This window comes from Nitrosomonas sp. Nm51 (assembly GCF_900111165.1).
Classification (GTDB): Bacteria; Pseudomonadota; Gammaproteobacteria; order Burkholderiales; family Nitrosomonadaceae; genus Nitrosomonas.
Window position 1 is genome coordinate 1 of the sequence record NZ_FOGH01000001.1, and the last position, 22,288, is coordinate 22,288.

At 44.5% G+C, this 22,288-nt stretch carries 26 protein-coding genes; 14 read left to right on the top strand and 12 right to left on the bottom strand.

Going from position 1 to position 22,288, the window contains the following annotated elements; all coding sequences use genetic code 11:
• Nucleotides 1-368, top strand: a 368-nt coding sequence (locus tag BMY60_RS00005; RefSeq protein ID WP_143057310.1) for a transposase, incomplete at its 5' end; no start/stop codon positions are given.
• Between the two features lie 23 nt (nt 369-391).
• On the opposite strand, the gene BMY60_RS00010 is transcribed toward BMY60_RS00005, so the two are convergent.
• The 3 genes from BMY60_RS00010 to gshA form a co-directional block, all read right to left on the bottom strand.
• Complete coding sequence (locus tag BMY60_RS00010) at nt 392-1,258, bottom strand: mechanosensitive ion channel family protein (protein WP_090330243.1); 867 nt, start codon at nt 1,256-1,258, stop codon at nt 392-394.
• A gap of 283 nt (nt 1,259-1,541) precedes the next feature.
• Nucleotides 1,542-2,489, bottom strand: coding sequence for a glutathione synthase (gshB, locus tag BMY60_RS00015; RefSeq protein WP_090330244.1), 948 nt, complete (start codon nt 2,487-2,489; stop codon nt 1,542-1,544).
• A 29-nt stretch (nt 2,490-2,518) separates the two neighbouring features.
• Entirely contained in the window at nt 2,519-3,793 is a 1,275-nt protein-coding gene (gene gshA / locus BMY60_RS00020) for a glutamate--cysteine ligase (RefSeq protein WP_090330245.1), read from the bottom strand.
• 367 nt (nt 3,794-4,160) lie between these two features.
• Here gshA and BMY60_RS00025 point away from each other — a divergent pair, with 367 nt between their 5' ends.
• The 4 genes from BMY60_RS00025 to BMY60_RS00040 all read left to right on the top strand — a co-directional run bounded on the left by BMY60_RS00025 (nt 4,161) and on the right by BMY60_RS00040 (nt 7,184).
• Nucleotides 4,161-5,087, top strand: a complete 927-nt coding sequence (locus tag BMY60_RS00025) for a PRC-barrel domain-containing protein (RefSeq protein ID WP_090330246.1) — start codon at nt 4,161-4,163, stop codon at nt 5,085-5,087.
• 82 nt (nt 5,088-5,169) lie between these two features.
• The gene (locus tag BMY60_RS00030; RefSeq protein ID WP_177166516.1) at nt 5,170-5,367 is read left to right on the top strand and encodes a CsbD family protein; all 198 of its coding nucleotides are present in this window, start codon (nt 5,170-5,172) and stop codon (nt 5,365-5,367) included.
• Nucleotides 5,368-5,474: 107 nt separating this feature from the next.
• The gene (locus BMY60_RS00035) at nt 5,475-5,642 is read left to right on the top strand and encodes a DUF1328 domain-containing protein (RefSeq protein ID WP_090330248.1); all 168 of its coding nucleotides are present in this window, start codon (nt 5,475-5,477) and stop codon (nt 5,640-5,642) included.
• A gap of 720 nt (nt 5,643-6,362) precedes the next feature.
• The gene (locus tag BMY60_RS00040) at nt 6,363-7,184 is read left to right on the top strand and encodes a Crp/Fnr family transcriptional regulator (protein WP_090330249.1); all 822 of its coding nucleotides are present in this window, start codon (nt 6,363-6,365) and stop codon (nt 7,182-7,184) included.
• Nucleotides 7,185-7,825: 641 nt separating this feature from the next.
• Here the strand turns inward: BMY60_RS00040 and BMY60_RS00045 are convergent.
• The 3 genes from BMY60_RS00045 to BMY60_RS00055 all read right to left on the bottom strand — a co-directional run bounded on the left by BMY60_RS00045 (nt 7,826) and on the right by BMY60_RS00055 (nt 8,587).
• Nucleotides 7,826-7,984, bottom strand: coding sequence for a YqaE/Pmp3 family membrane protein (locus tag BMY60_RS00045; protein WP_090330250.1), 159 nt, complete (start codon nt 7,982-7,984; stop codon nt 7,826-7,828).
• Between the two features lie 101 nt (nt 7,985-8,085).
• Nucleotides 8,086-8,253, bottom strand: coding sequence for a DUF1328 family protein (locus BMY60_RS00050; protein WP_090330251.1), 168 nt, complete (start codon nt 8,251-8,253; stop codon nt 8,086-8,088).
• Between the two features lie 136 nt (nt 8,254-8,389).
• Nucleotides 8,390-8,587: a CsbD family protein gene (locus BMY60_RS00055; RefSeq protein WP_090330252.1), complete on the bottom strand. Its 198-nt coding sequence runs from the start codon at nt 8,585-8,587 to the stop codon at nt 8,390-8,392.
• Between the two features lie 1,064 nt (nt 8,588-9,651).
• Here BMY60_RS00055 and BMY60_RS00060 point away from each other — a divergent pair.
• From BMY60_RS00060 to BMY60_RS00080, 5 genes are all read left to right on the top strand, one after another.
• Nucleotides 9,652-9,966 (top strand): hypothetical protein, encoded by a 315-nt coding sequence (locus tag BMY60_RS00060; protein WP_256250590.1) that lies wholly within the window; start codon nt 9,652-9,654, stop codon nt 9,964-9,966.
• Between the two features lie 401 nt (nt 9,967-10,367).
• Nucleotides 10,368-11,294: a diacylglycerol/lipid kinase family protein gene (locus BMY60_RS00065; RefSeq protein WP_090330254.1), complete on the top strand. Its 927-nt coding sequence runs from the start codon at nt 10,368-10,370 to the stop codon at nt 11,292-11,294.
• Nucleotides 11,295-11,815: 521 nt separating this feature from the next.
• Nucleotides 11,816-12,316 (top strand): hypothetical protein, encoded by a 501-nt coding sequence (locus BMY60_RS00070; RefSeq protein ID WP_090330255.1) that lies wholly within the window; start codon nt 11,816-11,818, stop codon nt 12,314-12,316.
• A gap of 43 nt (nt 12,317-12,359) precedes the next feature.
• The gene (locus tag BMY60_RS00075; RefSeq protein WP_090330256.1) at nt 12,360-12,764 is read left to right on the top strand and encodes a phage holin family protein; all 405 of its coding nucleotides are present in this window, start codon (nt 12,360-12,362) and stop codon (nt 12,762-12,764) included.
• A complete protein-coding gene (locus BMY60_RS00080) occupies nt 12,757-13,485 on the top strand; it encodes a DUF3618 domain-containing protein (protein ID WP_090330258.1) in 729 nt (242 codons plus the stop codon). Before BMY60_RS00075 ends, BMY60_RS00080 begins: the two co-directional genes overlap by 8 nt.
• 151 nt (nt 13,486-13,636) lie before the next feature.
• Here BMY60_RS00080 and BMY60_RS00085 read toward each other — a convergent pair whose 3' ends face one another.
• Together BMY60_RS00085 and BMY60_RS15185 are read right to left on the bottom strand one after the other, a co-directional pair.
• Complete coding sequence (locus BMY60_RS00085; protein ID WP_090330259.1) at nt 13,637-14,275, bottom strand: hypothetical protein; 639 nt, start codon at nt 14,273-14,275, stop codon at nt 13,637-13,639.
• A gap of 125 nt (nt 14,276-14,400) precedes the next feature.
• The gene (locus tag BMY60_RS15185; RefSeq protein ID WP_143057311.1) at nt 14,401-14,772 is read right to left on the bottom strand and encodes a hypothetical protein; all 372 of its coding nucleotides are present in this window, start codon (nt 14,770-14,772) and stop codon (nt 14,401-14,403) included.
• A 29-nt stretch (nt 14,773-14,801) separates the two neighbouring features.
• Here BMY60_RS15185 and BMY60_RS00095 point away from each other — a divergent pair, with 29 nt between their 5' ends.
• A complete protein-coding gene (locus tag BMY60_RS00095; protein WP_090330262.1) occupies nt 14,802-15,368 on the top strand; it encodes a hypothetical protein in 567 nt (188 codons plus the stop codon).
• The gene (locus BMY60_RS00100) at nt 15,328-15,837 is read left to right on the top strand and encodes a hypothetical protein (RefSeq protein WP_090330263.1); all 510 of its coding nucleotides are present in this window, start codon (nt 15,328-15,330) and stop codon (nt 15,835-15,837) included. Before BMY60_RS00095 ends, BMY60_RS00100 begins: the two co-directional genes overlap by 41 nt.
• 294 nt (nt 15,838-16,131) lie before the next feature.
• Here the strand turns inward: BMY60_RS00100 and BMY60_RS00105 are convergent, their stop codons facing one another.
• Nucleotides 16,132-17,607 (bottom strand): FMN-binding glutamate synthase family protein, encoded by a 1,476-nt coding sequence (locus BMY60_RS00105; protein ID WP_090330264.1) that lies wholly within the window; start codon nt 17,605-17,607, stop codon nt 16,132-16,134.
• A gap of 55 nt (nt 17,608-17,662) precedes the next feature.
• On the opposite strand from BMY60_RS00105, the gene BMY60_RS15585 reads away from it, so the two are divergent.
• Nucleotides 17,663-17,803, top strand: a complete 141-nt coding sequence (locus tag BMY60_RS15585) for a hypothetical protein (RefSeq protein ID WP_177166517.1) — start codon at nt 17,663-17,665, stop codon at nt 17,801-17,803.
• Between the two features lie 111 nt (nt 17,804-17,914).
• Entirely contained in the window at nt 17,915-18,772 is an 858-nt protein-coding gene (gene nadC, locus BMY60_RS00110; RefSeq protein ID WP_090330265.1) for a carboxylating nicotinate-nucleotide diphosphorylase, read from the top strand.
• 27 nt (nt 18,773-18,799) lie between these two features.
• Here the strand turns inward: nadC and BMY60_RS00115 are convergent, their stop codons facing one another.
• The 3 genes from BMY60_RS00115 to BMY60_RS00125 form a co-directional block, all read right to left on the bottom strand.
• A complete protein-coding gene (locus BMY60_RS00115) occupies nt 18,800-19,804 on the bottom strand; it encodes a TIGR03790 family protein (RefSeq protein WP_090330267.1) in 1,005 nt (334 codons plus the stop codon).
• A gap of 410 nt (nt 19,805-20,214) precedes the next feature.
• Complete coding sequence (locus BMY60_RS00120; protein WP_090330269.1) at nt 20,215-21,030, bottom strand: 4'-phosphopantetheinyl transferase family protein; 816 nt, start codon at nt 21,028-21,030, stop codon at nt 20,215-20,217.
• 11 nt (nt 21,031-21,041) lie between these two features.
• Nucleotides 21,042-22,286 carry a hypothetical protein gene (locus BMY60_RS00125; RefSeq protein ID WP_090330270.1) on the bottom strand — a complete coding sequence of 415 codons (1,245 nt, stop codon included), beginning with the start codon at nt 22,284-22,286 and terminating at the stop codon, nt 21,042-21,044.
• Between the last annotated feature and the right edge of the window lie 2 nt (nt 22,287-22,288).

The window sequence follows — 22,288 nt, forward strand, 5'->3', positions numbered from 1 at the left end:
ATCAGTCTGTAACCGAGGAAGAAGCCTTGCTGGCATTGGATCAATTTGCCGCACGCTGGGACGAGAAATATCCGCAGATCAGCCGATCATGGCGCGCACATTGGGACAATATTTGCACGCTCTTCAAATACCCCGAGGATATCAGAAAAGCTATCTATACAACCAATGCCATCGAATCACTCAACAGCGTTATTCGGAAAGCGGTCAAAAAACGTAAATTATTTCCAACCGATGATTCCGCCAAAAAAGTCATCTTTTTGGCAATTCAGGAAGCTTCCAAAAACTGGACGATGCCGATAAAAAACTGGAAAGCGGCTTTGAACCGGTTTATGATCGAATTCGAGGATCGACTGATTGAGTATGTTTAACCCAGACAGTTACACAGTTTAATTTACAGTCCCTGTTTCCACTGATCCGTTATGCCAATATCAGCGGTTTCTCTAACATGATAAATCCGTTCCAGCACGCCCTGCGTAATATATTGTTCCAGCTCAACGGCTTTTTCGGTAGGACAGAAGATGATAACGGTGACGATGCTTTTGGCGTATTCGTTAGTGCTGATCATGACGCGCGGCTCTGGCCCCGCAATATCGACGCCGGTTCTATGCTCGATAAATGTGTTGTAGCGGCGGGCGATCTCGATGAAGTCGGCAGAAAGTGTCTCAATCTCACTGATAATCCATCGCGGCATGGCTGCAATATTCAAGTAAGGCTCAATCGTGATGCTGAAGCGGTGAAACACATAGCGTTTAAAGAAATTCAGATTTTTGATCGATTCGGACAGAAACAGACTATTGGGTATCACAATAGTTCTACCGGTAAAACTGTAACTGTTAGGTGTTTTGTCCAGTTCCTGCAATGTGGTGTTCAGCATGTTGTAATCAATGACTTCGCCCTGATGCGCGCCAACTTCGATCCAGTCGCCGATGGTAAACGCGCCCGTTCCCGCGCGCAGCATGGCGCCGCTGAAGCACAGAATCAATTCCTTTGTGGCGATCACCAGCGCCAGCGTGACGGCTGCAATTGAAATCGCAAATTCGCTCAATTCCGGCCACCAGATCGCAAGCAACCCGAATACGATAATCAGCCAGCTGGAATTCTTGACGCTGGTAATCCAGTGCCGCTGAGCTTCGGTCAGGATCGCGCGGTTGCGTTTGATCAGATGGACCAGTGCTATGCGTAGCGACAGTAAAACCGCCACCAGTGCGCAACTCTGGGCAAGCTGGTTGTCCAGAAACAAAACGGTTAATTCAGACATGTGCGTGTCAAGTATATTTGAGCGCGATGATAACAGCTAATGATTAAAACGAAATTGCACGCCGTAGCACGGATCAACTGTCAGCTTAGCAGTAAATCAAAACATTATCAGAGATGGTTCAAACACTCGATTCAATATTAAAAATTCTGGAAAAGCAAATCAATCGCATCGGTTATATACGAACGGCGTTTTTCTATATTTTTACAAATGTTTCAATGGCTTTTTTTCAGCTCAATCCCGGTAGTATCATATGGATAGCGTACTAGCTGATCTGGAAAATAATCTATGTATTTTCTTCAATCGCGTCCATCATCATCTTTGCAGCATTAAACCCCGTTTGTTTATAAATCTCCTGTATACCGGTCGGGCTGGTGACATTGATTTCGGTGAGACAATCACCGATAACATCAAGACCGACCAGCAGCAGACCCCGTTCGGTCAGTTCCGGGCCGAGTGTGGCCGCAATTTTTTTGTCGTGATCCGATAAAGGTTGTGCAACTCCGGTGCCACCGGTATTAAGGTTGCCACGGGTCTCACCGGGTTTGGGAATGCGCGCTAGCGCATATGGCACGGATTTGCCTGCAATCAGCAGAATGCGTTTGTCGCCCTTGACGATCTCCGGAATAAAGCGCTGCGCCATGATGGTCCGTGTGCCATAGTGAGTCATGGTTTCAAGAATGACGTTAACATTATGATCCGCGTCGTGCACCCGGAATATGCCCGACCCGCCCATGCTGTCGAGCGGTTTCAGGATAATGTCGCGGTGTTGATGCAAAAATTCCATAATCAGCGACTCCTGGCGCGTAACCAGTGTCGGCGGCGCGAACTGCGGAAACCGGATGATCGCAAGTTTTTCGTTAAAATCACGAATGCCGCGCGGGCTGTTGATTACCCGCGCACCCTGTTTTTCAGCCAGTTCCAGCAGGTAAGTGCTGTAGAGATACTCCATATTAAATGGCGGGTCCTTGCGCATCAATACGGCGTCGAATGCCTGCAGCGGCTGCATGCTTTTTTCGCCCGCCTGATACCAGCCTATTCCCGGATCGGCCTGCTCAATCAGCGCCAGACCGCGTGCGTAACAAACCACAGAATTGTCGCTCCATAACAGGTCTTCCTGGTGAATAACAAAAATCTCATGATCGCGCGCAACGGCTTCGCGCATTATGGCATAACTGGAATCCTTGTGAATTTTAAGGGCTTCGAGCGGGTCGAGAATAAAGGCCAGTTTCATGTTATGCTGGGATCAGAAGCCGCGCCGAATCAGCCGGCCGTTTGCCGCAGCTCAAGTGCAGCGGCTAACAGAGCCAGCCGCGCGACAACGCCATAGGCATAATACCGTTGCGGCATCAGACCCTGCTGCTGAGTGCCACTGGGCAGCAGACAATCCGGTTCGAATGATATCGGCACAAAATGCATACCGGGCGCGTTAAGGTTTTCATCCATGCCGCGACCGGTATGCACACGGAAAAAACCGCCGACGACATAATGATCGATCATGTAAATCACTGGTTCAGCAACCGCATGATTAATATTTTCAAATGTATAGACGCCTTCCTGCACCAGCACATTGGTGACCGACATACCCTCCTTGACCACAGCCATTTTATTACGCTCCCTGCGGTTCAATTGATACACCTCCGCGCCGTCTTTGACCGTCATGATTCCCATGCCATAGGTGCCTGAATCGGCCTTGACGATGACAAACGGATCTTCTTTGACACCATATTCTTTGTATTTTTCGCGAATAACACCGAGAATTTTATTCGAGGACTTGGCGACACAATCTTCGCCCTGTTTATCCCTGAAATCGATTTTCCCGCACGAGGTAAAGTAGGGATTAATGAGCCAAGGATCAATCCCGACCAATTCGGCAAATTCACCGGCAATGGTATTGTATGCCTTGAAATGCTCTGATTTTCGGCGTGTTGCCCAGCCTGCGTGCAAAGGTGGAATAATGGTCTGATCCAGATTCTGCAATATTTCCGGAATACCGTTTGACAGATCGTTGTTCAGCAAAACCGCACAGGGATCGAACCCGTCAACATACAAACGATTATTTTCCCGGATCACCGGTTCGAGCTTAATAGACTGGCCATCGGGCAGGTTGAACATCGTAGCGGTTTTGATATCGGGTATTAATGAACCGATACGCACGTTCAATCCTGCATACTGCATAATTGCCTGTATCGATGCAACATTCTGTAAATAATAAGTGTTGCGCGTATGGTTCTCCGGAATCAACAAAATGCTATGCGCATCGGGACAGATTTTTTCCACAGCCGTCATCATGGCCTGCACGCACAGCGGAAAAAATTCCGGACTCAAATTATTAAAGCCGCCGGGAAAGAGGTTGGCATCTACTGGCGCGAGCTTAAAACCGCTATTACGCAAATCAACCGAGCAGTAAAAAGGGATGCTGAACTCGTTCCACTTGCCGCGCAACCAATGTTCAATCTGTGGTCTGGCAGCGTTAATCCGGTTTTCCAGATCCAGAACAGGTCCGCGCAGTGCAGCGGATAAATGAGGTACAGGCATGACGCAGAACAGTGGGTATCCATCAAGATACAGTAGTATACATCATGCATGTCAGATTGTATTCCGGGGTTTGATTACATTCTCAGGGATTATCCACTTCCTTTTTGTTTACATATAGTCTTCACACATCAAATTTCGGCAGTCATATTCTATATTTCTCTGTATAAACAGTGTAATGAAAAAATATTGTACCGAAATTTGAAGAGTAAAAATTATACGTATCCGGAGCCGGCCGGCCCACTCCTGTCGCACACGTAAAAACACAATTAACATAGTTAATAACAATCATTTTCAAAAAGAATTAAATTGTCAGCGTGACGTCGCTATTGAGTCGTAATTTCTCACTCAAGAACTCAAGGAGTTAATCATGAAAAGAATTAAGTTTACTATTCATTTGTCAATTATCGCTTTTTTAACTTTTTTATTACTGACCGGATTTTCTGTGTATGCAGGCGAAAAAAGCGGCAGCAATATGGATTCCGAAAAATCCCGCCAGGACGCAAGTCACGGCAGACATTCTGGTAATGAATCGGATTACGACGACACCCGGGATCAAGGGATGTTAGGTGGCGATAGTGATGACCAGAAGTCTCCCACCAAAAAAAACGATTACGACAGGAAAGACACCGGACATGACCGCAGCGAAATGGATTTAAAATTTGCTCCGGCCAATCTTGCTTACACGATGAATGCCAAGAAATTGCTGGAAATGGACATCGTGGACGGAAACAGCAATGATCTGGGAAAAATTGATGATTTAGTATTAAGCCATAACGAAAAAGCGACTTATGCAATCGTATCAGCAGGTGGCTTGTTAGGCATCGGCGACAAACTGATTGCAGTTCCGCTGAATGACTTAAAGATCAATGAGCAGGATGAAAAAATTGTCGTCAATCTGTCTGAAGATCAGTTAAAAAGTATTCCGGAATTTAAATACGAGTATGTCGGCGATCGCAATTATCAAACAGATAACCGGCCTGTGGATAGCAGCGGGAACAGCAAGTACAGCGCAACCAATATCGACTTTGATATAAATGCCAAGAAGCTTTTTGATAGTACTGTTATTGACCGGAACGGTAAGGAACTGGGAGAAATTGAAGACTTTGTCCTGGACGATAAAAATACGGTCACATACACAATCGTATCGGTCGACGGCATCCTCGGAATGGGCGATAAATCGGTTGCAATACCGTTTCAGGCTTTTCGCATGAACGAAACTAACAACAAAATGATATTGAACGCCACTGAAAAACAGCTTGAACAAGCTCCCGGATTCAAATTCAAAAAATCTTGATTTTCAAAAATCCATATCCAGTCAGATTGGATCTTTATAAAACTATTTAAACTGCGGTAATTTATCAACAAGGAGAAGTATTATGAATTGGGATCAAATTAAAGGTAACTGGAAGCAAGTAAAAGGAAAGGCACAGCAGCAATGGGGTAAATTGACTGATGATGACTTAGATACTATAGAAGGAAAGCGTGAGGAATTAGTTGGCAGAATTCAGGAAAGATACGGCATTGAAAAAGAAGAAGCTGAGAAACAAGCAGATGAATTTTGTAACAGATGCTGATTAAAACTAGTGTTTTAATGAATTAACTTCCCGTCCGGCGCACCTCGATCACAACAAATTCCGGTTGGGTGCGCTCTTTTTTACAATTGCAATCAAGGAGCTACAAAATGATTAATTTAGCTATAACTTTTTTAATTATTGCGATAATCGCAGCCTTGCTGGGTGTAACCGGCGTTGCCGGCGTTGCTGTCGAAATTGCATGGATTTTGTTTGTTGTCGGTTTGGTTTTGTCGATTGTTTTTTGGATAATCGGACGACGTCCGCCGCCCGTTTAAAAACGATAAATTTTGTTGCAACGCTGGATTAATAATGAAGTCCAGCCATTTCAATGATTGAATAAAAAATGCTTTTGTCAATCTTTAACTGTAAACCCAATTAATTGAAGATATAGCAATTTCAAACACGCATTTTGTTTTGCCATCAATCAAGGGTAAAAGGACAGATTGGTTGGCACAGAGATTGATGAAGACTTCTTTGAACGACAAGCAGCACCGTACTGCGGCTAGATTAAAACATGGCCGTAGTACCTTAACACAAACCTGTTCCGGCGATTCATTGGCTAATACTAAAAAACAATATTCACTGGAACTATTCGTAACGTGAATGCTATTGCAAACGATTATTTGACGAACCCTCTCGATTTAATATAAGCTGTTTACAACGATTTATCACGATGAGCGTGGTAAGTTTTTTTCTGCTAATGTGTGGTTTACTGGCTTTAGCCTAATTTTCTATCACACCCACATCCACATAAAAAAATAATCTGGAATGAATGTTGTTAGTTAATACCGGTTTCGCTGGTATTTAAACATTCCTGATATCCCAAAAAAATTAATAAGTCATTGAACATTAATGATATAGATATTTCCGTTAGTGTCGCACTGACTCTGAAAACGTCTGAATGACGAAAATTACCCGGCATCGCTCGACCAAGAACTGAGGCAATTCGTCAAAATTATTAAATCCATAACTTAATTATTAAGCGAGGTGATTTGATGAATCCAACAAAATTAACTGAGAAGAAGTTAAAGTCATATAGTCCGCTCACTCTACCACTTGTAAAAAAATTCAATCTGTTATGCGAATTTAACGAAGCCGAACTTACAACCTTGGTTCAAATGCATGAAAACTCCATGTCATTAGATGCGCAAACTACCTTTTTAAATCAAGGAACTCATTCCAACAAAAGCTATATTGTCAATCGTGGCTGGGCATACCGTTACAATGACTTGAGCGATGGAAGCCGGCAAATAATTAATTTCTATTTACCAGGTGACATAATTAATCCGCTTGCTACGTTAACCCCCAATACGGCGTATTCTGTGGCCAGTATTACACCTCTCGAGCTATGTGAATTCAAGCTCAATGCCTTTATCAATCCCATTATAGCCCAACCCAGGTTAAGCTTATTTTATGCCTGGATACTTAGTCGTCTCGATTCGATTATGGCGGATCAGACTGTCAGAATCGGACGACTGCTTGCGTATCAACGGACGGCACATCTGCTACTGGAGATATTTCACCGTTTGGAAGCAGTGGGTCAAACAAAAAATTGTACTTTTTCGATGCCAATTTCGCAGCATTTTCTTGCGGATACACTCGGGTTGAGTTTGGTTCATATGAACCGGACTTTAAAAAAACTGCGGATTAACAATTTAGTACATATCCACGCAGACCAGGTTGTCTTAAAGGATATAAAGAAACTGAAAAAAATTGCTGAATACCGTCCTTGTGATCTAGCCCAGACAGAAAATCTTCTTGCCTCTTTTAGCAATAAAACTAATCCAGATTTAAAGTTTGCTTACGGCGCAGCATAATCTCAAACGATAAATAAGTATACGAACTTATGATTCTATTTTAATTTGCCTTGCAATCGTTTCATTTGTTTAATCAGTTAATTTTGGGAACCGAATGAAAGTGGCTTAAGCAAACCGCATCAACATATTAATTTTTTGACGATTTTTCTCACCCACCAACCTGACATATCGTTTTTTGCGCCAGCATGCAGCCATCCAGCAATTTTTTTCACAATATGTTAATATAATACATTACGTTAGTGTTAGTTATTGAGCACATTTTCTAATAGAATATAGAAAGCAATCTACAATATTTTTTAATTAGTCGACATCAAATAAAGGTAAACCATGAGTAATATAAAATATCTTATCGTCTCGATTATATGCATAGGACTGGCTGGTTGCATATCTTATACTTCAAAAAAAGAAGAAACGGTTACGCCATCTCCGTCAAGTTCTCTCAACACAAATGAATACGCAGAAATTTCTGAATAACGTATGGATAGAACAGCGATCCTGAGTCTCTGATCTACATCTGATTTTTGATACCATTCGTACTACCGCAAAATAACAAATGGCGACAGTTTAATTAATGCGACTTTGGCTACAGGCATTTGTAGTGCGGTTTTTATGAAATCTTGTACCCAGTACTTTTCCGGGTATTATTTTTTGGCAATAATCCAGACAGCATGCACAATTCCCGGGATATATCCAAGTAGTGTCAGTAAAATGTTTATCCAGAAATGCTTCCCAATACCTACTTGCAAAAAGACACCTAACGGCGGAATGAATATTGCAATTATGATACGTATCAAATCCATAATTTATTTTCCTTTATTGGGGGCCATAAACTAAGATGGTTAAAAACGGCACATGTACTGTACGCATAACAACAGTACATGGTGATTAATTATTAAAATAACTAAGCAGGTGGCGGCCGCCGCCCAATTATCCAAAAAACTATTGATAAAATCACACCCGCAACAAATAAGATCCAGGCCAACTCAATTGCAAGACCCGCAACCCCGGTAATACCCAGTAATGCTGCGATTATAGCTATTATCAAAAATGTAATGGCCAAATTAATCATTACATTTCTCCATGTTATGGATAAGATAAACCAAAATATTTACTTCAAAAACAGGATAGTAGAGATAGCCTATCCAAATCAGGAAAATTCTGATTTGGATAGGCGCTGTTTTTAAATTTTTGGATTAGACTTCAAACTAACAATTGTTGGAAAATTCATCAACTTCCTTTTCTGCCTGCTCTCTTGCAATACCATATCGTTCCTGAATTTTTCCAATCATCTCTTCACGCTTGCCTTCAACAATATCCAAGTCATCGTCAGTCAATTTCCCCCACTTTTGTTGCGCTTTTCCTTTCATTTGCGTCCAGTTACCTTTTATTTGATCCCAGTTCATAATGTCGCTCCTTTTTGTGATGTTACTACTACAAAACAATGCCCAAATCAAATTGACACAGCAGAAAATTACGCGGCTTGTTGAATTTGAATTCAGGCGCCACCTAAGTTGCCGACTAATTTAAACCTTAGGAGTCGCTCATAAATAACTGTAATAACTGTAACACTTGGATCGCATCCGGCGGGCACACTGCGGCGTTGTTCGTCGTCGCCATAGCTTGGCTATGACTCATCCTCCCGTCTTGCATTGCATCCCGCCAGACGCGCCCAATTGTCACACTTATTTATTCGCGGCTCCTTAAAACAGTACGGCAACCAATTTATCGCCTACTACGAACACTTCACTTCCTATTGATTTTTAAATAATGAATAAGAATGTGTGTATACGATATATGGGTCTGTAGAGAGCTGTTATTAACTATGTTAAAAATTGGGTAAAGCGTCGAGTAAATCGACTGTGTCATCGCGCAAAGAAACTACCAGCGGCAAACTATGCTGCTGTAGTATGCAAGAATACGGAAAGCCAGACAGACTTTTCTTCTGAAAAACTTGTGTATGGATTGACACAGACCGGCATGCATGCGGATTGCACGTTGTCAAATTATTCAAACATTTCATGCGCGCTGTCGCAACCAGTATCCACAGTCAAAAATCAACCAAAATTTCAACGGTTTCAGAAAATACAAGCCCGGAATCAGATCAATGCTGTTTATAAAATGGCTCCATCACGGTGATAATTAACAGGCCGTTGGAAACTATCCACGTGCCGTTGCATCGTTAAAAACAGATTCAGAATGTTCGTTTATTATGCATAAACGCCGCTTTCGTCTGTTTCTTTCTTGCATCGGCTGCCTCAAAACGTTTTTCATCAACCCGTTAAATGACTGCACTACAATAAAAATTCCCTTCTTTTCATGCACTCGGGATTATATGCAAGCGGTTATTTATTAACATAGTTAATAGCCTCTATCACATAATCTGATTACAGTATTGCCGTAAACAGCAATATATCCATTTATTAAGGATATGATCTCACAAAAAATCAGCTAACAGGAGGAGCTCAAAATGATGAAGATATTTGAAGCCAAATTAACTGCTATTGTGGCGATAGTATTCGTTTTTGCAACATTCAACAGTCATGCCGAACACCCCGATTCTGAAAGCATGAACGAAGCGGCCGAGAAAAAAGCGGACAGATTGGAAGAACGAGCAGACCGAATCAGAGAAACAAATGAAATGATGCAAGACAGCAGGCAAGAGATCAGAGAAAAAAGAGCCGACAGCCTGGAGGAGCAGGCGGATCGAATTCGGGAATCTGCCGAAGTAAAGGCTGACCGGCTAGAAGATAAGGCAGATAAAATCAGAGATGCGGAACATTAATACCGTCATAGAGAATGATAAAAATCCATCGTCTTTATAAAGATAGGTTGTCGAGCCGCACCATCCTGTCGTTATATGGCTCCTATTATTTGGACGAACTTGCAAATGCTACGGACAAAACATACTGATTAAAACCGTGGATTACATACAAACTGACGAAAATTGGTTATTCCAAAAGAGCGGCAAATAACGCGGTATGGCGCCGCTTCAGGGACAGTCCAAAGATCATCCATACAGCTTGGTCCGTCTCGGTCCCGCAGCAGTGAAAATTTACTAATTATTAACCCCTTTAGCGTTCATCTTGCTCGTGTAAGCAACTATTTTCGCACACAGGATTGGCGTTGACCCACTACGGCAGATTTTGCCAAGAGCCTCGTATTAAACACCTATATATCCCGGTCATGCATACTGAAAACAATCAGCTTTTTGCCGTGATCAACCCAGTTGCAGGAAGTTGTGACGCCGAAACCGTACAGCATACGTTGACAAAGGCTTGCACCAATGCCGGATTTTCTCTGGAATGTCATTTTACGTCGATCGGCGAAAAAAATGAGGATATCATCCATGCCGTGCGTCAAGCCGTAAAAAATCGTTGTAGTCGCGTAGTTGCCGCCGGCGGCGACGGCACTATAGCTGCGGTTGGCAGTGGGCTTGTTGATACAGGGATTCCGTTGGCAATATTACCGGTTGGCACTGCTAATCTCCTGGCACGCGAGCTGGATATTCCATTCGATCTATCCACAGCCTGCCAATTGGCTGTGAATGGTGACAAACAGCGCCGGCTCGATGCAATGCGTGTCGGCGAGCAGTATTTTCTTTCACATATCAGTCTCGGAGTCTATTCAAAGATCGCGGAGCGCACTTCACGGGCTGCCAAACGCCACTTCCGGCAAGTTGCCTATATCTGGAATGCGCTACCAGAGCTATTGAGCGGCCGCACCTGGCGTATGGCCTTAACCGTAGACGATCAGAAAATTCTTCTGCACGCTTCATTTATTATGATCGCCAATGTAGGCGGACTGGGTGCTGCTGAACTTCGTTGGGGAGAAAATATTTTACTCGATGATGGCCATATCGATATTTGCGTTGTCCATGCGCGCACCTTGAAAGATTATTTAATGCTTGCAAACAGCATCTTGTGGCGTCGTCACAAGTTATCACCTAAGCTGACCTACTATCGCGCCACCCGTAACATTCAGGTTACGACAACAAGCAAACGTGTGCCGGTACGCGGCGACGGTGAAATCATCGGTCATTCGGCAGTTGAAATCACTTTGGTGCCAGCAGCCATCAGGATAATCACGCCGACTACTGCCGAACATGGCTAATACTTTATCCATCTGATACTGTCATCGGCATAAGCTGCATTCGAAACATTTAAAACTGGTTGAAATTTTATCGTTCCCACAATCAGCCCAGACTGCGCCGGTTTTTGTTTCAGCCGAGATTAAATCAAAAGCTTCCTCGTCTGGTCACTGTCATAAATATATCGCCGCAATGGTTGAGCGAATGATTAAGATGTCTGGATCGATTACAAACACAGGAAAAATCCGGTTGGCGGTTGAACCCATGGATATGCGCCGCAGCACTGACAATTTGTCGATGATTGTGCAGCAGTTATCAAAAAATATTTCTGGCTTTACAATGAAAATTGAAACATCAGACCTTGATAGCAGCTTCAGATCAGGCCTGTGATTAATCCATCACACTGCAGGATTGCGTTGCATTTGGGAAAATAGTTCCCAAGGCAACTGTCCAAAGATTTGGGACCATATTTAACTTCCATTTTTCAGTTACCATTAATGTAGCGATTAATTAACAGTCATCACAACCCTAACAGGAAATCAATATGTCACAACCTAAGACGAGGAATACGAGAAACAAGCGCACACAATCTCGCCAGCAGACTTCAAAGAAAATTGATCAGACGATAGAAGACACTAAGGAAAAAGGCAAGCAGATTGTCAGCGAAGCAAAAGAGGAAGCCAGTAAATTAATTGATGAAACAAAACAAGAAACCAGTAAAATAGCTGAGCAACAGCTGCAAAATGTAGCGCAGCAGATCAATAGCATTGCTAACGCTTTAATAAAAACTGCAGACAACATGGAAGACGGCCAGTCCTGGATAGCTGATGGCACCCGGCAAACGGCCCAAGCGCTTGATAAAGTATCAGGTTCACTTCGTGATAGTGACGTTGGCACCTTGGTACGCAATTTTGAAGATTATACGCGCCGACAGCCTGTAGTTGTTCTGGGTGGCGCTGCTATCGCCGGTTTCTTTCTGGTCAAATTTTTAAAAAATTCAAGCAATCATACCCAAGAAACCATCAAAAAAAACAGCGACAAATAATATAAATTGAATATCGCTCATCTGGTAACCCTAGGAGACCATTATGCATACCGGTAAGGAAGATCGAACGCTTAGCACTTTATTGAATGATTTGGCGCGACAAACATCTGATTTGATCCGTCAAGAAACAAAATTAGCAATCGCTGAAATGTCAGAGAGGAAATCGGAAACCAAACGGAGTTTAACAGCGCTGGCAACAGGTGCCGGGTTATTAGTAGTCGGATTGATTTATATCCTTGATGCTGTCGTTTACGGTCTCGCTGAATTACTGCCGTCTGATTATTCACCATGGCTAGCTGCATTGATTGTAGGCATATTAACAAGTGTGATCGGATATATGTTCATAACAATGAGCAAATCAAATTTGGCACCGGAAAATCTGGCGCCCAGAACAGCAGATTCACTTCAACGTGACAAAAATATGGTGGAAGAGAAGTTGAATGGATAATAATTACAAAGATCCCCAAACGATAGAAACCGAGATAGAAAAAACACGTCAGCATATGCGTGTAACGCTGGAAGAAATTAACGGGCGTTTGTCGCCGGATCAGCTTTTAGATCGTGCTTTTGAATATATCAGTGACAAGATTCTGAGAAATAACATTAATACTGCCAGCCTGACAGAAACTGCCAAAAAAAATCCAGTAGCTACAGCATTAATTGGTTTAGGCGTGGGCTGGCTGATAGTTTCTGGAAAATCTGCCGGAAATCAAGGCGGGACTGCGGAGGACCATAAAGACAGCAGCGCTAATGCCGTAACAGATAATCAATTGAAAAATAACAAATATTCAACTGCAGGCAATGCAAACAACAAACAGAACGCTGACGCGGAAAATGCCAAAGAAAAAGTCACTCAACAGAATGATTCCCAAGCCGAGCATTCTCTACATAAATTGCATGAACAACCTTTTGTCTTGATTGGCGCAGGTTTGGCATTGGGTGCGGCGCTGGGCGCGTATCTAAGTTCGGCACGCCGCGACGAAAAACCTTTTAAAAAGAGTCTCGAAAAACAAATTGACCAGGCAGCAGAAACCGGAAATGAGCAATTGGAAAAAGTGAAAGAAGCTGTCAGCTCGGCAGTTGAGACCATTAGTCAGGCAGTTGATGAAGTAAGCAGTACCACAGATGCTAATGAAGACAATAACAGACAAAACAGTCCGGAAAAATAAAACGACTCCGCCAGACCCTGTTTATAAAAGGTTTTATCGTGGACTGGAAGTATTTATTGATAGACAACTACACAGTTAATGAGACAGTCTCGTGAAACATCATCTGCCAACAGTTACCGGTGGCATGATGGTGAAATTGTTCAATTGTACTCTACGCCCAGATAACCATCTTGAAGCGTTCCTTAACGATACCGAAGTAATTGCATTTCCAGTCGCTTTGCGCGAAGAAATCAAGGTGGTGCCATTGGTCCTTTTGTTTCAGAATGCGAGCAGCTGCGTCGTCCCAGTCTATGGCTGCAAGCCTGGCTTCCAGTTGCTGTTTGCGGGTTTCGACTTCATGGTAATCGAAACTGTCGTATTCCCAATGCAGTACCTCAAAAACATTGCCGTCGCGGTCGGCATAGTCCATGCTGAAATCAAGCCCCCATTTCGGGCGGATGCGGATGATCTTGTAAATGAGCGGATTGATTTTTGCCCATTGTTCCAGTTGTTGCAACGCTTCTCCACCGTAACCTTTGCGCTCAAACAGCAAGCTGTGATTCAGCACAGCACCTTCAACCCGCTCCGGCTGCGTGAACCATGGTGCTTTCAGCGCAAACCGGTGTTCGCGGTGCGCATGCGCATGCGCTCGGTTGGCTCCAGCATAGCGTTGTTCTAGGTCGGTCAGATCATAGCCGTTCTGATCAAACAGCGCCAGATCGCTCGCAGAGGGTACATCCGTTGTATCCAACGGTCGATACCAATGACCGTCGGGGTCGAATTGATGGTTGGTTAATTTGAGGTAACGCATGAATGTTCAAATGCTATCGGGGTAGCACACGTATAAAAAACTACAGATTGTGACAGGATGCGACCAGAAATACCACTCGGCCTGCATTTTATATATATAACAATCTGTTTATAAATAATTTTTAATTATTTTGCGCGATCAATTGATTCCGGTCTTTTCACATTAGAATCGTCTTCCGGCGCAATGCCGGCCATGACATCGAGCGCCGCTTTGTGTTCGCCGGCGGCTTTTGTCAATAAGGTTTCGGTAATGGCTTTGCGCAGGTTATCTGAAGCCTGAGAATTATTATTGGCAGTAATCTGTTCGGCTGAGGCTGGCAATGCTTCGCGCCAAAACATATCCAATAGATTGAGACTATGGTGGTCATTTGGATCAAGCAACAGACTTTGAATTAGGAGCCGCGAATAAATAAGTGTGAGAATTGGGCGCGTCTGGCGGGATGCAATGCAAGACGAGAGGATGACGCCCTGAAAAGGGCGAAGTGCGAACAAAGCCACTGACCCGGATTGAGCGCCAGGCAAGTGGCATGAGTATCGAGGCCGTGCCGGATGAACTGCCCCAGGAATGTGATGCAGGTGCCGGGAAAAACAGCAAAGGCTATAAAACCAGCTGGACGGGTTACAAACTACATATTGATGCCGCAGATGGCGGCATCCCGATTAGTTGTGTTTTAACGGCGTTAAAAACTGGCGCGATTCGTAAGCTGATGGATGCTGGCAGTATTCAATTGACGTTATTTGATGAACGCAATCTGCTTGAATTTGTACATCCTGACTTTCCTGAAGAAAAGCTGGTCGCTTGCCGCAACCCCGATCTTGCGTACCGGTACAAACATAAGCGAGAGGCTTTATTAAAGGCAACCACTGAAGCGCTGGAAAAGGTTCAGGCAATGGCCGCGCGAGGCTATCTCAAAGACGCAGATAAAATCGGTCTGCGTGTCGGCCGCGTCATTAATCGGTACAGGATGGCTAAACATTTCAACCTGGAGATTTCAGAGAAGCAATTTAATTTCAGCGTTAACCACGAACAGGTTGACGAAGAAGCCGCCCTTGATGGCATTTACGTCATTCGAGCCGCCCGCCCTGGACGATAAACTCTCAGCTGAAGATGCAGTGCGCCACTATAAGTCGCTCAGTCAGGCAGGGCGAGTCTTCCGTTCCATCAAAACCATGGATCTGGAGGTTCGTCCCATCCGTCACTATCAGGAAGACCGGGTCAAAGCGCATCTCTGTATCTGTATGCTTGCCTGCTATGTTAAGTGGCATATGATGGAAGCATGGCGGCCGCTTTTGTTTGCCGATGAAGACCAACCGGCCAGGTTGACACGGGATCCTGTTGCGCCGGCAATACGTTCTCCAGAGGCACAAGAAAAAGCACAACATAAAAAAAGACCGGATGGAACACCGGCACATAGCTTCCAGTCTCTGCTTCATAACCTGGCAACGATTGTTCGTAATACCTGTCAGAGCAAGGAGACAGATACCTCTTCTTTCACAATTGACACTCAACTCACACCAAACCAGACTGAAGCATTCCGCCTGCTAAAAGATATTAAAGTGTAGACAGGGCCTTGCAGGCTAATTCTCAAATATTATGTTGATATTAATGAAGAATTGTGCGATTACTTGGAGGGAGCTTCAGACTAATTCAAAGCGTGAGACATTGTATCAGCATGCTCAAAACCTCATAGGCAGCGCATTACCTTATTTTAAAACGGCCGCTTTGCGCCAAATGTGTAAAGTCCATTACGTCGCCGCCAATCGAGATCCGTGGCCTTAATCACGAGATACCGGAGAATGCTCACAATCAGTTGCAGATTAAAAGATTGATTTCAAAATTGTCCTGCATTTGTATTTTTATTTCACTTCAGGATAAGGATACAACATGTTCATGGCAATGCTTTTGCCGGCTGTTTCCACAATACGGACATGTTCCCGCCTGAACTCGCGCGCATGACGCAGGCCGCATGAGTGGGCGATCATGGCGACTTCTTTGTTATAATTTCTGGCGTAATTGGTAACGCGAATGCATTTTTCTTCAACGACCAGGCCGCTTTGCAAGCGCGGGTTGTGTGTTGTGACGCCAGTGGGACAGGTATTCTTATGACAGCGCATCGCCTGTATGCAGCCGAGCGAGAACATAAACCCGCGTGCGGTATTCACAAAATCAGCGCCTGCGCACAGCGCCCAGGCGCCATGGGTTGCGGTAATGAGCTTTCCGGCGGCGACAATGCGGATGCGCTCTTTCAGATTGGATTCGATTAATGAATCGACGACACGCGGCAACGCTTCCATAATGGGCAGACTGACACTGTCCATGAGTGTCTGCGGTGAGGCGCCACTGCCACCTTCGCCGCCGTCGATGGTGATAAAGTCAGGTGCATAATGCAGACCTTTATGGACAATACGACCGCACAGTTCATTAATAAAATGCCAGCCGCCGATAGCGGTTTTTATGCCTATGGGGCGCCCGGTTATTTCGCGCAACTGATTGATTTTATCCAGTAGTTCGTCGATATTATCAATGTCCTTGTGGCGGTTTGGGCTGACTGAATCTTTGAAGGCGGGGATGCCGCGAATCATCGCGATTTCTTCTGTAATTTTGCTGCCGGGCAATAGCCCGCCTTTACCGGGTTTCGCGCCCTGCGAAAGCTTGATTTCAAATGCTTTGACGACTTCTCCCAATTCCGTGGCGCGTTGCGCGGAGAAATTGCCATGCTCATCGCGGATACCGTATTTTGCGGTTCCGATCTGCATAATCACGTCGCATTCACCTTCCAGATGGTAGGGTGCAAGGCCGCCCTCACCGGTATTCAGCCAGCAACCCGCATTAACGGCGCCGAGTGACAGCGCACGCACAGCGGGCTTGGAAATTGCACCGTAACTCATGCCGCTGATATTGATAATGGATTTTGCAACGAACGGATGCCTGGCATAACCTTCGCCGATGATCTGAGGCGGGGTAGGCAGCTGGTTTTCTTCCAGAATCGGAAATGCCGCGTTGACAAAAATAATCGATCCCGGCTCACGTAAATCGTTGGTTGAGCCAAAGCCGATTACCCCTCCCTTGTCTTTGGAATGCCGGTATACCCAGTTGCGGGTAGCCCGGTTAAAGGGCATTTCTTCCCTGTCGTTCGAAAAGAAATACTGACGGAAATATTTTCCCTGCTCTTCAAAAAAGAAGCGCAGCCGCCCGATGATCGGGTAGTTGCGCAATATAGAATGTTTTTTCTGGGTAATGTCCTGGATAAACCAGAATACGATCAAGCCGATCACGACGAGACCCAGCATCGTTGAAAAAATATAAGAGAGCAGATCGAGCGCGTTTGACATACATTCTCCTGTTGCTGATGATGCGCCTATCTTATCTGTTTAATCGGGATTTTTCATGTTTCGAGAGTTTGATCATTCCGATAATGTTACAGATGGTCATTGCCCGGCTGAAGACGCGCAGCCGCTGATGCTGATGAAAATCGGTATACTAGCACTCTATCCATATGATATTGGCAGGCTCAGTGCGTTTGTCTGAGTACATGACAAAACGCGCCTTGCTGCATATCGCCATGGTAACGCTGTACCAGGCAATATCACAAGGATAGCGTACTAAGCATTTAATCAATATACAAAGACTGCTGCAGGTATGCCATACAACTTGATCGAAGAAATAAATAACAATGTGCGCAGGGCGCTGACGGAAGATACCGGAGCAGGCGATCTGACCGCGTTGCTGATTCCGGCGCAGCAGCGGTCAACCGCGCATGTTGTGAGTAAAACATCAGCGGTATTATGCGGTTTACAGTGGTTTGAAGGCTGTTTTAAGGCGGTGTCTCCTGAATCGGAAATACGCTGGCTGGCCAGAGATGGTGATACTGTTACCGCAGAACAGAAACTATGCGAAGTTACCGGTAGCGCACGCGCGCTACTGACGGCGGAACGTGCCGCGCTGAATTTTTTGCAAATGCTGTCGGCCGTGGCAACGCAGACCCGGGCATATGTGAATGCCATTGCCGGTACAAAAGCCGTTATTGTCGATACGCGCAAGACTCTGCCCGGTTTGCGGTTCGCGCAGAAATATGCTGTCAGATGCGGCGGCGGTTGCAATCACCGATTCGGTTTGTATGACGGCATTCTGATCAAGGAAAATCATATCGCTGCGGCGGGCGGCATCGCTGAGGTGATGATGCAGGCCCGATCGATTGCGCCAGAAGATATTTTTATCCAGATTGAAGTCGAATCCGTACCGCAATTACGTGTAGCACTGGATGCCGGCGCGGTCATGATTCTGCTGGACAATTTTGCTGTAAATCAACTTGAAGAAGCTGTTGCCGTCAGCCGGCACTACAGCCTGAAATCCGGTCAGCCCGTTTTGCTGGAAGCTTCCGGCAATATTGACCTGGACAATGTAAGGCGCATCGCTGAGACAGGGGTCGACAGAATATCCATTGGCGCGTTGACAAAAAATATTCAGGCCATTGATTTATCGATGCGGTTTGTGTGATAACGCCCCCTAACCAATGCAATTTTGTCAATTGCGCTTCTCGTAAAAGGGTGCGGCCATCGGTTCACCCACAAACAGGCCCTGTCCGGGCCAGGCTACGCTTTTCCAGTACGCCTCTATGAGTGATTCGCCCCGCGTGTATCGATCAATAACAATACCCGGATGCGGAAATTTCTGTGGAAACGCGCAAGGTTCTGTCACGGTGCCATAACTGGCAGTAACACCGGCATCAAGCCAGTTCAGTATGCTCATTTGTTGATCGCCAAACAACACGCCACCGGAAGAAGTCAAGTGATCGGCAATGGCGCCGGGCAAATAGCGGTTGGTTTCCAGATTATTTACATTAGCTCTGCCGGTAAAGTAAAAAAGCACGTCCGCTTTTGCATGGAGTGCGTCGGTTTCAACAATGTCTATAGCGATACGGCGGAAGAGCGCCGTCTTAACGTTCTCGTACACATACGAGCGCACGTTTCGTGCTGAGTCCGTCGTGCTCACCAGATAAGCCGTTCCTTTCGGAAAGGTACCGTCGGATTGTACGCCGTTATCAATTACCACTTTTGTCCGTTGTATATTGCTGCCCGCCAGCATCATGGTGGGCCGTATCTTAAAATCATCGAAGGGTGACGAAGAGTCTGAGTTGAAATATATACTGGATTCTGTCGGAGAGCAGTCATATGCGCAGTATTGCCTGTCAAATCCGAACGTCATAGCACTGGTGATAGACATACAGGCAACTTTATAGGGTTTTGACCAGGCAAGCACGTAAAACTGGACATGATCAGGTGTCTGCAAATAAATTTGTTTTCGCAGGATATTGAATAAGTGGCTGCCCATGGAACCGGTTACCGGAAATGCGATCCGAATAATATTTTCGTCAGGAATCTTTCGTTTTTGCTGATAATAGTCGGCAATTTCCAGACTTTCCGCATCATTTTTATTGGCGATCACCGCAATCCGTTCAGGTATAACGGCGGCATGCAGGATGGGTGCCGAGAAAATACTCCATATTGCGTAGTAAAAAATGAAACGCATCGCAGACTTCAAGATTGGCACAAATATAGATATATGATTATTACATAATCATTTTCATAAACCGAATGCGGGTTGATATTTACCGGTTGCATCGAAAACGGTTTTCAACAGTATGCAAAATAAACTGCATAGATAACGACGATAGCATTCGGCCCTGACCAGCGGTTTATGCCGTACGGAGGATCATCTGAAGTCATCCGGTTGCCAGAGAGTTAGCGTTTGATAACGCCTGCCAGCCAACTAATTCGATTGTTACAGAAAAACCACCCTCTAGGATGAGACGATACAACCGGGCGCTCATGACTGGGAAAAATTGTTGACGCCGAACATGCTCAATTGGTTTCAATCACTATTCAAGTAGCGCTGACTGCTATGCTATCGTCGCATTGCCTCACAGCTTATCCACTGAGTTATCCATTGAAATTCAATTCATTCAATTCAGTAGTTTTGTAGAGCGGTATATTCTCAAAAAAACGGAATTTGAATTCTTTTGTTTGGCAAAATGAATTAGCTTTGATTGATATCGCTATTCGATGCCTCTTGTTGGGGCGGAACAGCCAGCTGCGCGAATTTACTGGGTGACCTGAATGCTTGTTCTTATATTCAAGTTGAATGTTGTCGTTGAATTTTTTTGACTTCGTTTCGCCTATTCGAAAACCGAAGTCCGCTAAATACATTGCAAATCCTAGACCACAAGCTTTAACGTAGGATTCTTTTAAGGTCCAGTAGTCAAAGAAACGGCTGCGTTGTCGGCCTACCGGCGTATTGATTAAATCTGAATACTCAGCTATGGAAAAAATATTTTTAGCGATTGATAGAAAATTACAGTTCCTGTTAATACTTTCGACATCGCAGCCAATTTCATTGTTTTGAGTGATAGCGCATAAGATTAAATCATCTGAATGACTGATGTTGAATTGTAAAGGTAAAAGGGATTGAATAATTTTTGGTTTATTGTAGTTATCTTTTTTAAATTGCCAGCGGGATGGATGAATATTTATGTAATGTGAGAGTATGTTTCGTATAAAAGAGCGTGTTATCAATTCGTTATGGCGTTTATTTGGAAAGACGTAACTTTGCTGCTTTAATATTTCTTGTTCGGAGAGCAAGCTTCTGTATTGTTTTAGCAGGCCGGTTTGGTGAATGGTATTTGGCTTTGTGAACCAAAGATGTATTTCATTGGTTTGCGATTGGAACAATACTGGTTGATTAATACAGGAATTCATCGAGGATATACTCAGAAGAAACGAATCAGGCGAATTTGGAAGTAATCATCTTTGCGCATTCCTGTTAAAATATCCGTTGATTGACCTTTGGTGAAATCATTTGGCGCTACATTTAAAAAAAGTGTTGTTTCTGCCTCGATTTTCCATTTCTCATCCAAGCGCCGGCTTGCATTTAGTTTAAAGATAGAAGCCTGTGTTTCCAAATCGATGGTATTGCCGACGATTAATTGTGTATCGGATACATCATTTAAGTTCAGGCGAACACCAAAATACACATCATTATCAAAAGGTGTTGGCGGCGCCGTTATATCCCGGCCATCGTATAAATATTCAAGCAGAATGCCCATGTCGGCGTTGCTGTTCAGGATGCCGTAAAAAGAGTATTCAAAACCAGCCACTACGGCAGCGAACCGGCCCGAGCCTTGGCCGCTACGTGTCATTGCTTCAAGTTTCCATAACCAATTATCAATGGCGCCTTGTATGTCAATACTGGTTTGATGAATCAATTCGTAAAGCGGTGTCAAAGTGCTGGTGCTCTGGTTGGGCAATATGCCTTCGTCAAAAAATCTTAGGCTTGGTTCGCGGCCAATTCCCCAAAAATGTGCAATTCCGATATCCCATGGGCCAATGGTATGATCCCAGCGCCCTGCAAAACTCGGGTGCCAGCGATCGATACCGTCAAAAATCGGATCATGGGTATCAACCGGAAATTCAAATCGTAATCTGCCGCTTCGTGCGGGAAAGGTGCGGTCGCGGAAATAGGGAAGGTAGAACAAACTGAAATTACCGAAATCGCTTAAATAATTAAAATTTACCATCGGTTGACCCAGCTTCGCTTCTCCATATAAATTTTCGACCAGATCAATTTGATTTATTACATCAACCAGATGGCGGGATTCTGTGGTGCCCCAGAAAGTTCTGCTTACTCCCAGCTTTAAATCCCAACTATTTGCGACATGAAACCAATTCAGCTCTCGAATATCAAAATGCGTTCTGTTTTTATCTTGACTGTCTACCCGTCCGAATGGAACAAATGTTATACGATTACTGCCAGTATGCCATTCATGCCGGAATTCCGGTTGCAGCATCACGGAAGGATTTAAAGTATCGTCATTTTGTACTGCGTAGGAAGGAGATTGTGTGTAAAGCCTGAAATCCAGCGATCCATGTCCGGAAATTTCCAAGGCGAATACCGTGTTCGATAGAAATGCGGCTAATGCAGCAATGTAGCAATTAACCGCATAACGAAAAATCATAT

Excerpts from the sequence above, each read along its gene's own strand:
- BMY60_RS00045 (WP_090330250.1), bottom strand. The coding sequence starts at position 7,984 with ATGGATTTGATACGTATCATAATTGCAATATTCATTCCGCCGTTAGGT.
- BMY60_RS00030 (WP_177166516.1), top strand. The coding sequence starts at position 5,170 with ATGAATTGGGATCAAATTAAAGGTAACTGGAAGCAAGTAAAAGGAAAG.
- BMY60_RS00035 (WP_090330248.1), top strand. The coding sequence starts at position 5,475 with ATGATTAATTTAGCTATAACTTTTTTAATTATTGCGATAATCGCAGCC.
- gshB (WP_090330244.1), bottom strand. The coding sequence starts at position 2,489 with ATGAAACTGGCCTTTATTCTCGACCCGCTCGAAGCCCTTAAAATTCAC.
- BMY60_RS00055 (WP_090330252.1), bottom strand. The coding sequence starts at position 8,587 with ATGAACTGGGATCAAATAAAAGGTAACTGGACGCAAATGAAAGGAAAA.
- nadC (WP_090330265.1), top strand. The coding sequence starts at position 17,915 with ATGCCATACAACTTGATCGAAGAAATAAATAACAATGTGCGCAGGGCG.
- BMY60_RS00025 (WP_090330246.1), top strand. The coding sequence starts at position 4,161 with ATGAAAAGAATTAAGTTTACTATTCATTTGTCAATTATCGCTTTTTTA.
- BMY60_RS15585 (WP_177166517.1), top strand. The coding sequence starts at position 17,663 with ATGTTTCGAGAGTTTGATCATTCCGATAATGTTACAGATGGTCATTGC.
- BMY60_RS00075 (WP_090330256.1), top strand. The coding sequence starts at position 12,360 with ATGCATACCGGTAAGGAAGATCGAACGCTTAGCACTTTATTGAATGAT.
- BMY60_RS00080 (WP_090330258.1), top strand. The coding sequence starts at position 12,757 with ATGGATAATAATTACAAAGATCCCCAAACGATAGAAACCGAGATAGAA.
- BMY60_RS00105 (WP_090330264.1), bottom strand. The coding sequence starts at position 17,607 with ATGTCAAACGCGCTCGATCTGCTCTCTTATATTTTTTCAACGATGCTG.
- BMY60_RS00095 (WP_090330262.1), top strand. The coding sequence starts at position 14,802 with ATGAGTATCGAGGCCGTGCCGGATGAACTGCCCCAGGAATGTGATGCA.
- BMY60_RS00085 (WP_090330259.1), bottom strand. The coding sequence starts at position 14,275 with ATGCGTTACCTCAAATTAACCAACCATCAATTCGACCCCGACGGTCAT.
- BMY60_RS00125 (WP_090330270.1), bottom strand. The coding sequence starts at position 22,286 with ATGATTTTTCGTTATGCGGTTAATTGCTACATTGCTGCATTAGCCGCA.
- BMY60_RS00065 (WP_090330254.1), top strand. The coding sequence starts at position 10,368 with ATGCATACTGAAAACAATCAGCTTTTTGCCGTGATCAACCCAGTTGCA.
- BMY60_RS00040 (WP_090330249.1), top strand. The coding sequence starts at position 6,363 with ATGAATCCAACAAAATTAACTGAGAAGAAGTTAAAGTCATATAGTCCG.
- BMY60_RS00120 (WP_090330269.1), bottom strand. The coding sequence starts at position 21,030 with ATGAATTCCTGTATTAATCAACCAGTATTGTTCCAATCGCAAACCAAT.
- BMY60_RS00050 (WP_090330251.1), bottom strand. The coding sequence starts at position 8,253 with ATGATTAATTTGGCCATTACATTTTTGATAATAGCTATAATCGCAGCA.
- BMY60_RS00070 (WP_090330255.1), top strand. The coding sequence starts at position 11,816 with ATGTCACAACCTAAGACGAGGAATACGAGAAACAAGCGCACACAATCT.
- gshA (WP_090330245.1), bottom strand. The coding sequence starts at position 3,793 with ATGCCTGTACCTCATTTATCCGCTGCACTGCGCGGACCTGTTCTGGAT.
- BMY60_RS00100 (WP_090330263.1), top strand. The coding sequence starts at position 15,328 with ATGGCATTTACGTCATTCGAGCCGCCCGCCCTGGACGATAAACTCTCA.
- BMY60_RS00010 (WP_090330243.1), bottom strand. The coding sequence starts at position 1,258 with ATGTCTGAATTAACCGTTTTGTTTCTGGACAACCAGCTTGCCCAGAGT.
- BMY60_RS00060 (WP_256250590.1), top strand. The coding sequence starts at position 9,652 with ATGATGAAGATATTTGAAGCCAAATTAACTGCTATTGTGGCGATAGTA.
- BMY60_RS00115 (WP_090330267.1), bottom strand. The coding sequence starts at position 19,804 with ATGCGTTTCATTTTTTACTACGCAATATGGAGTATTTTCTCGGCACCC.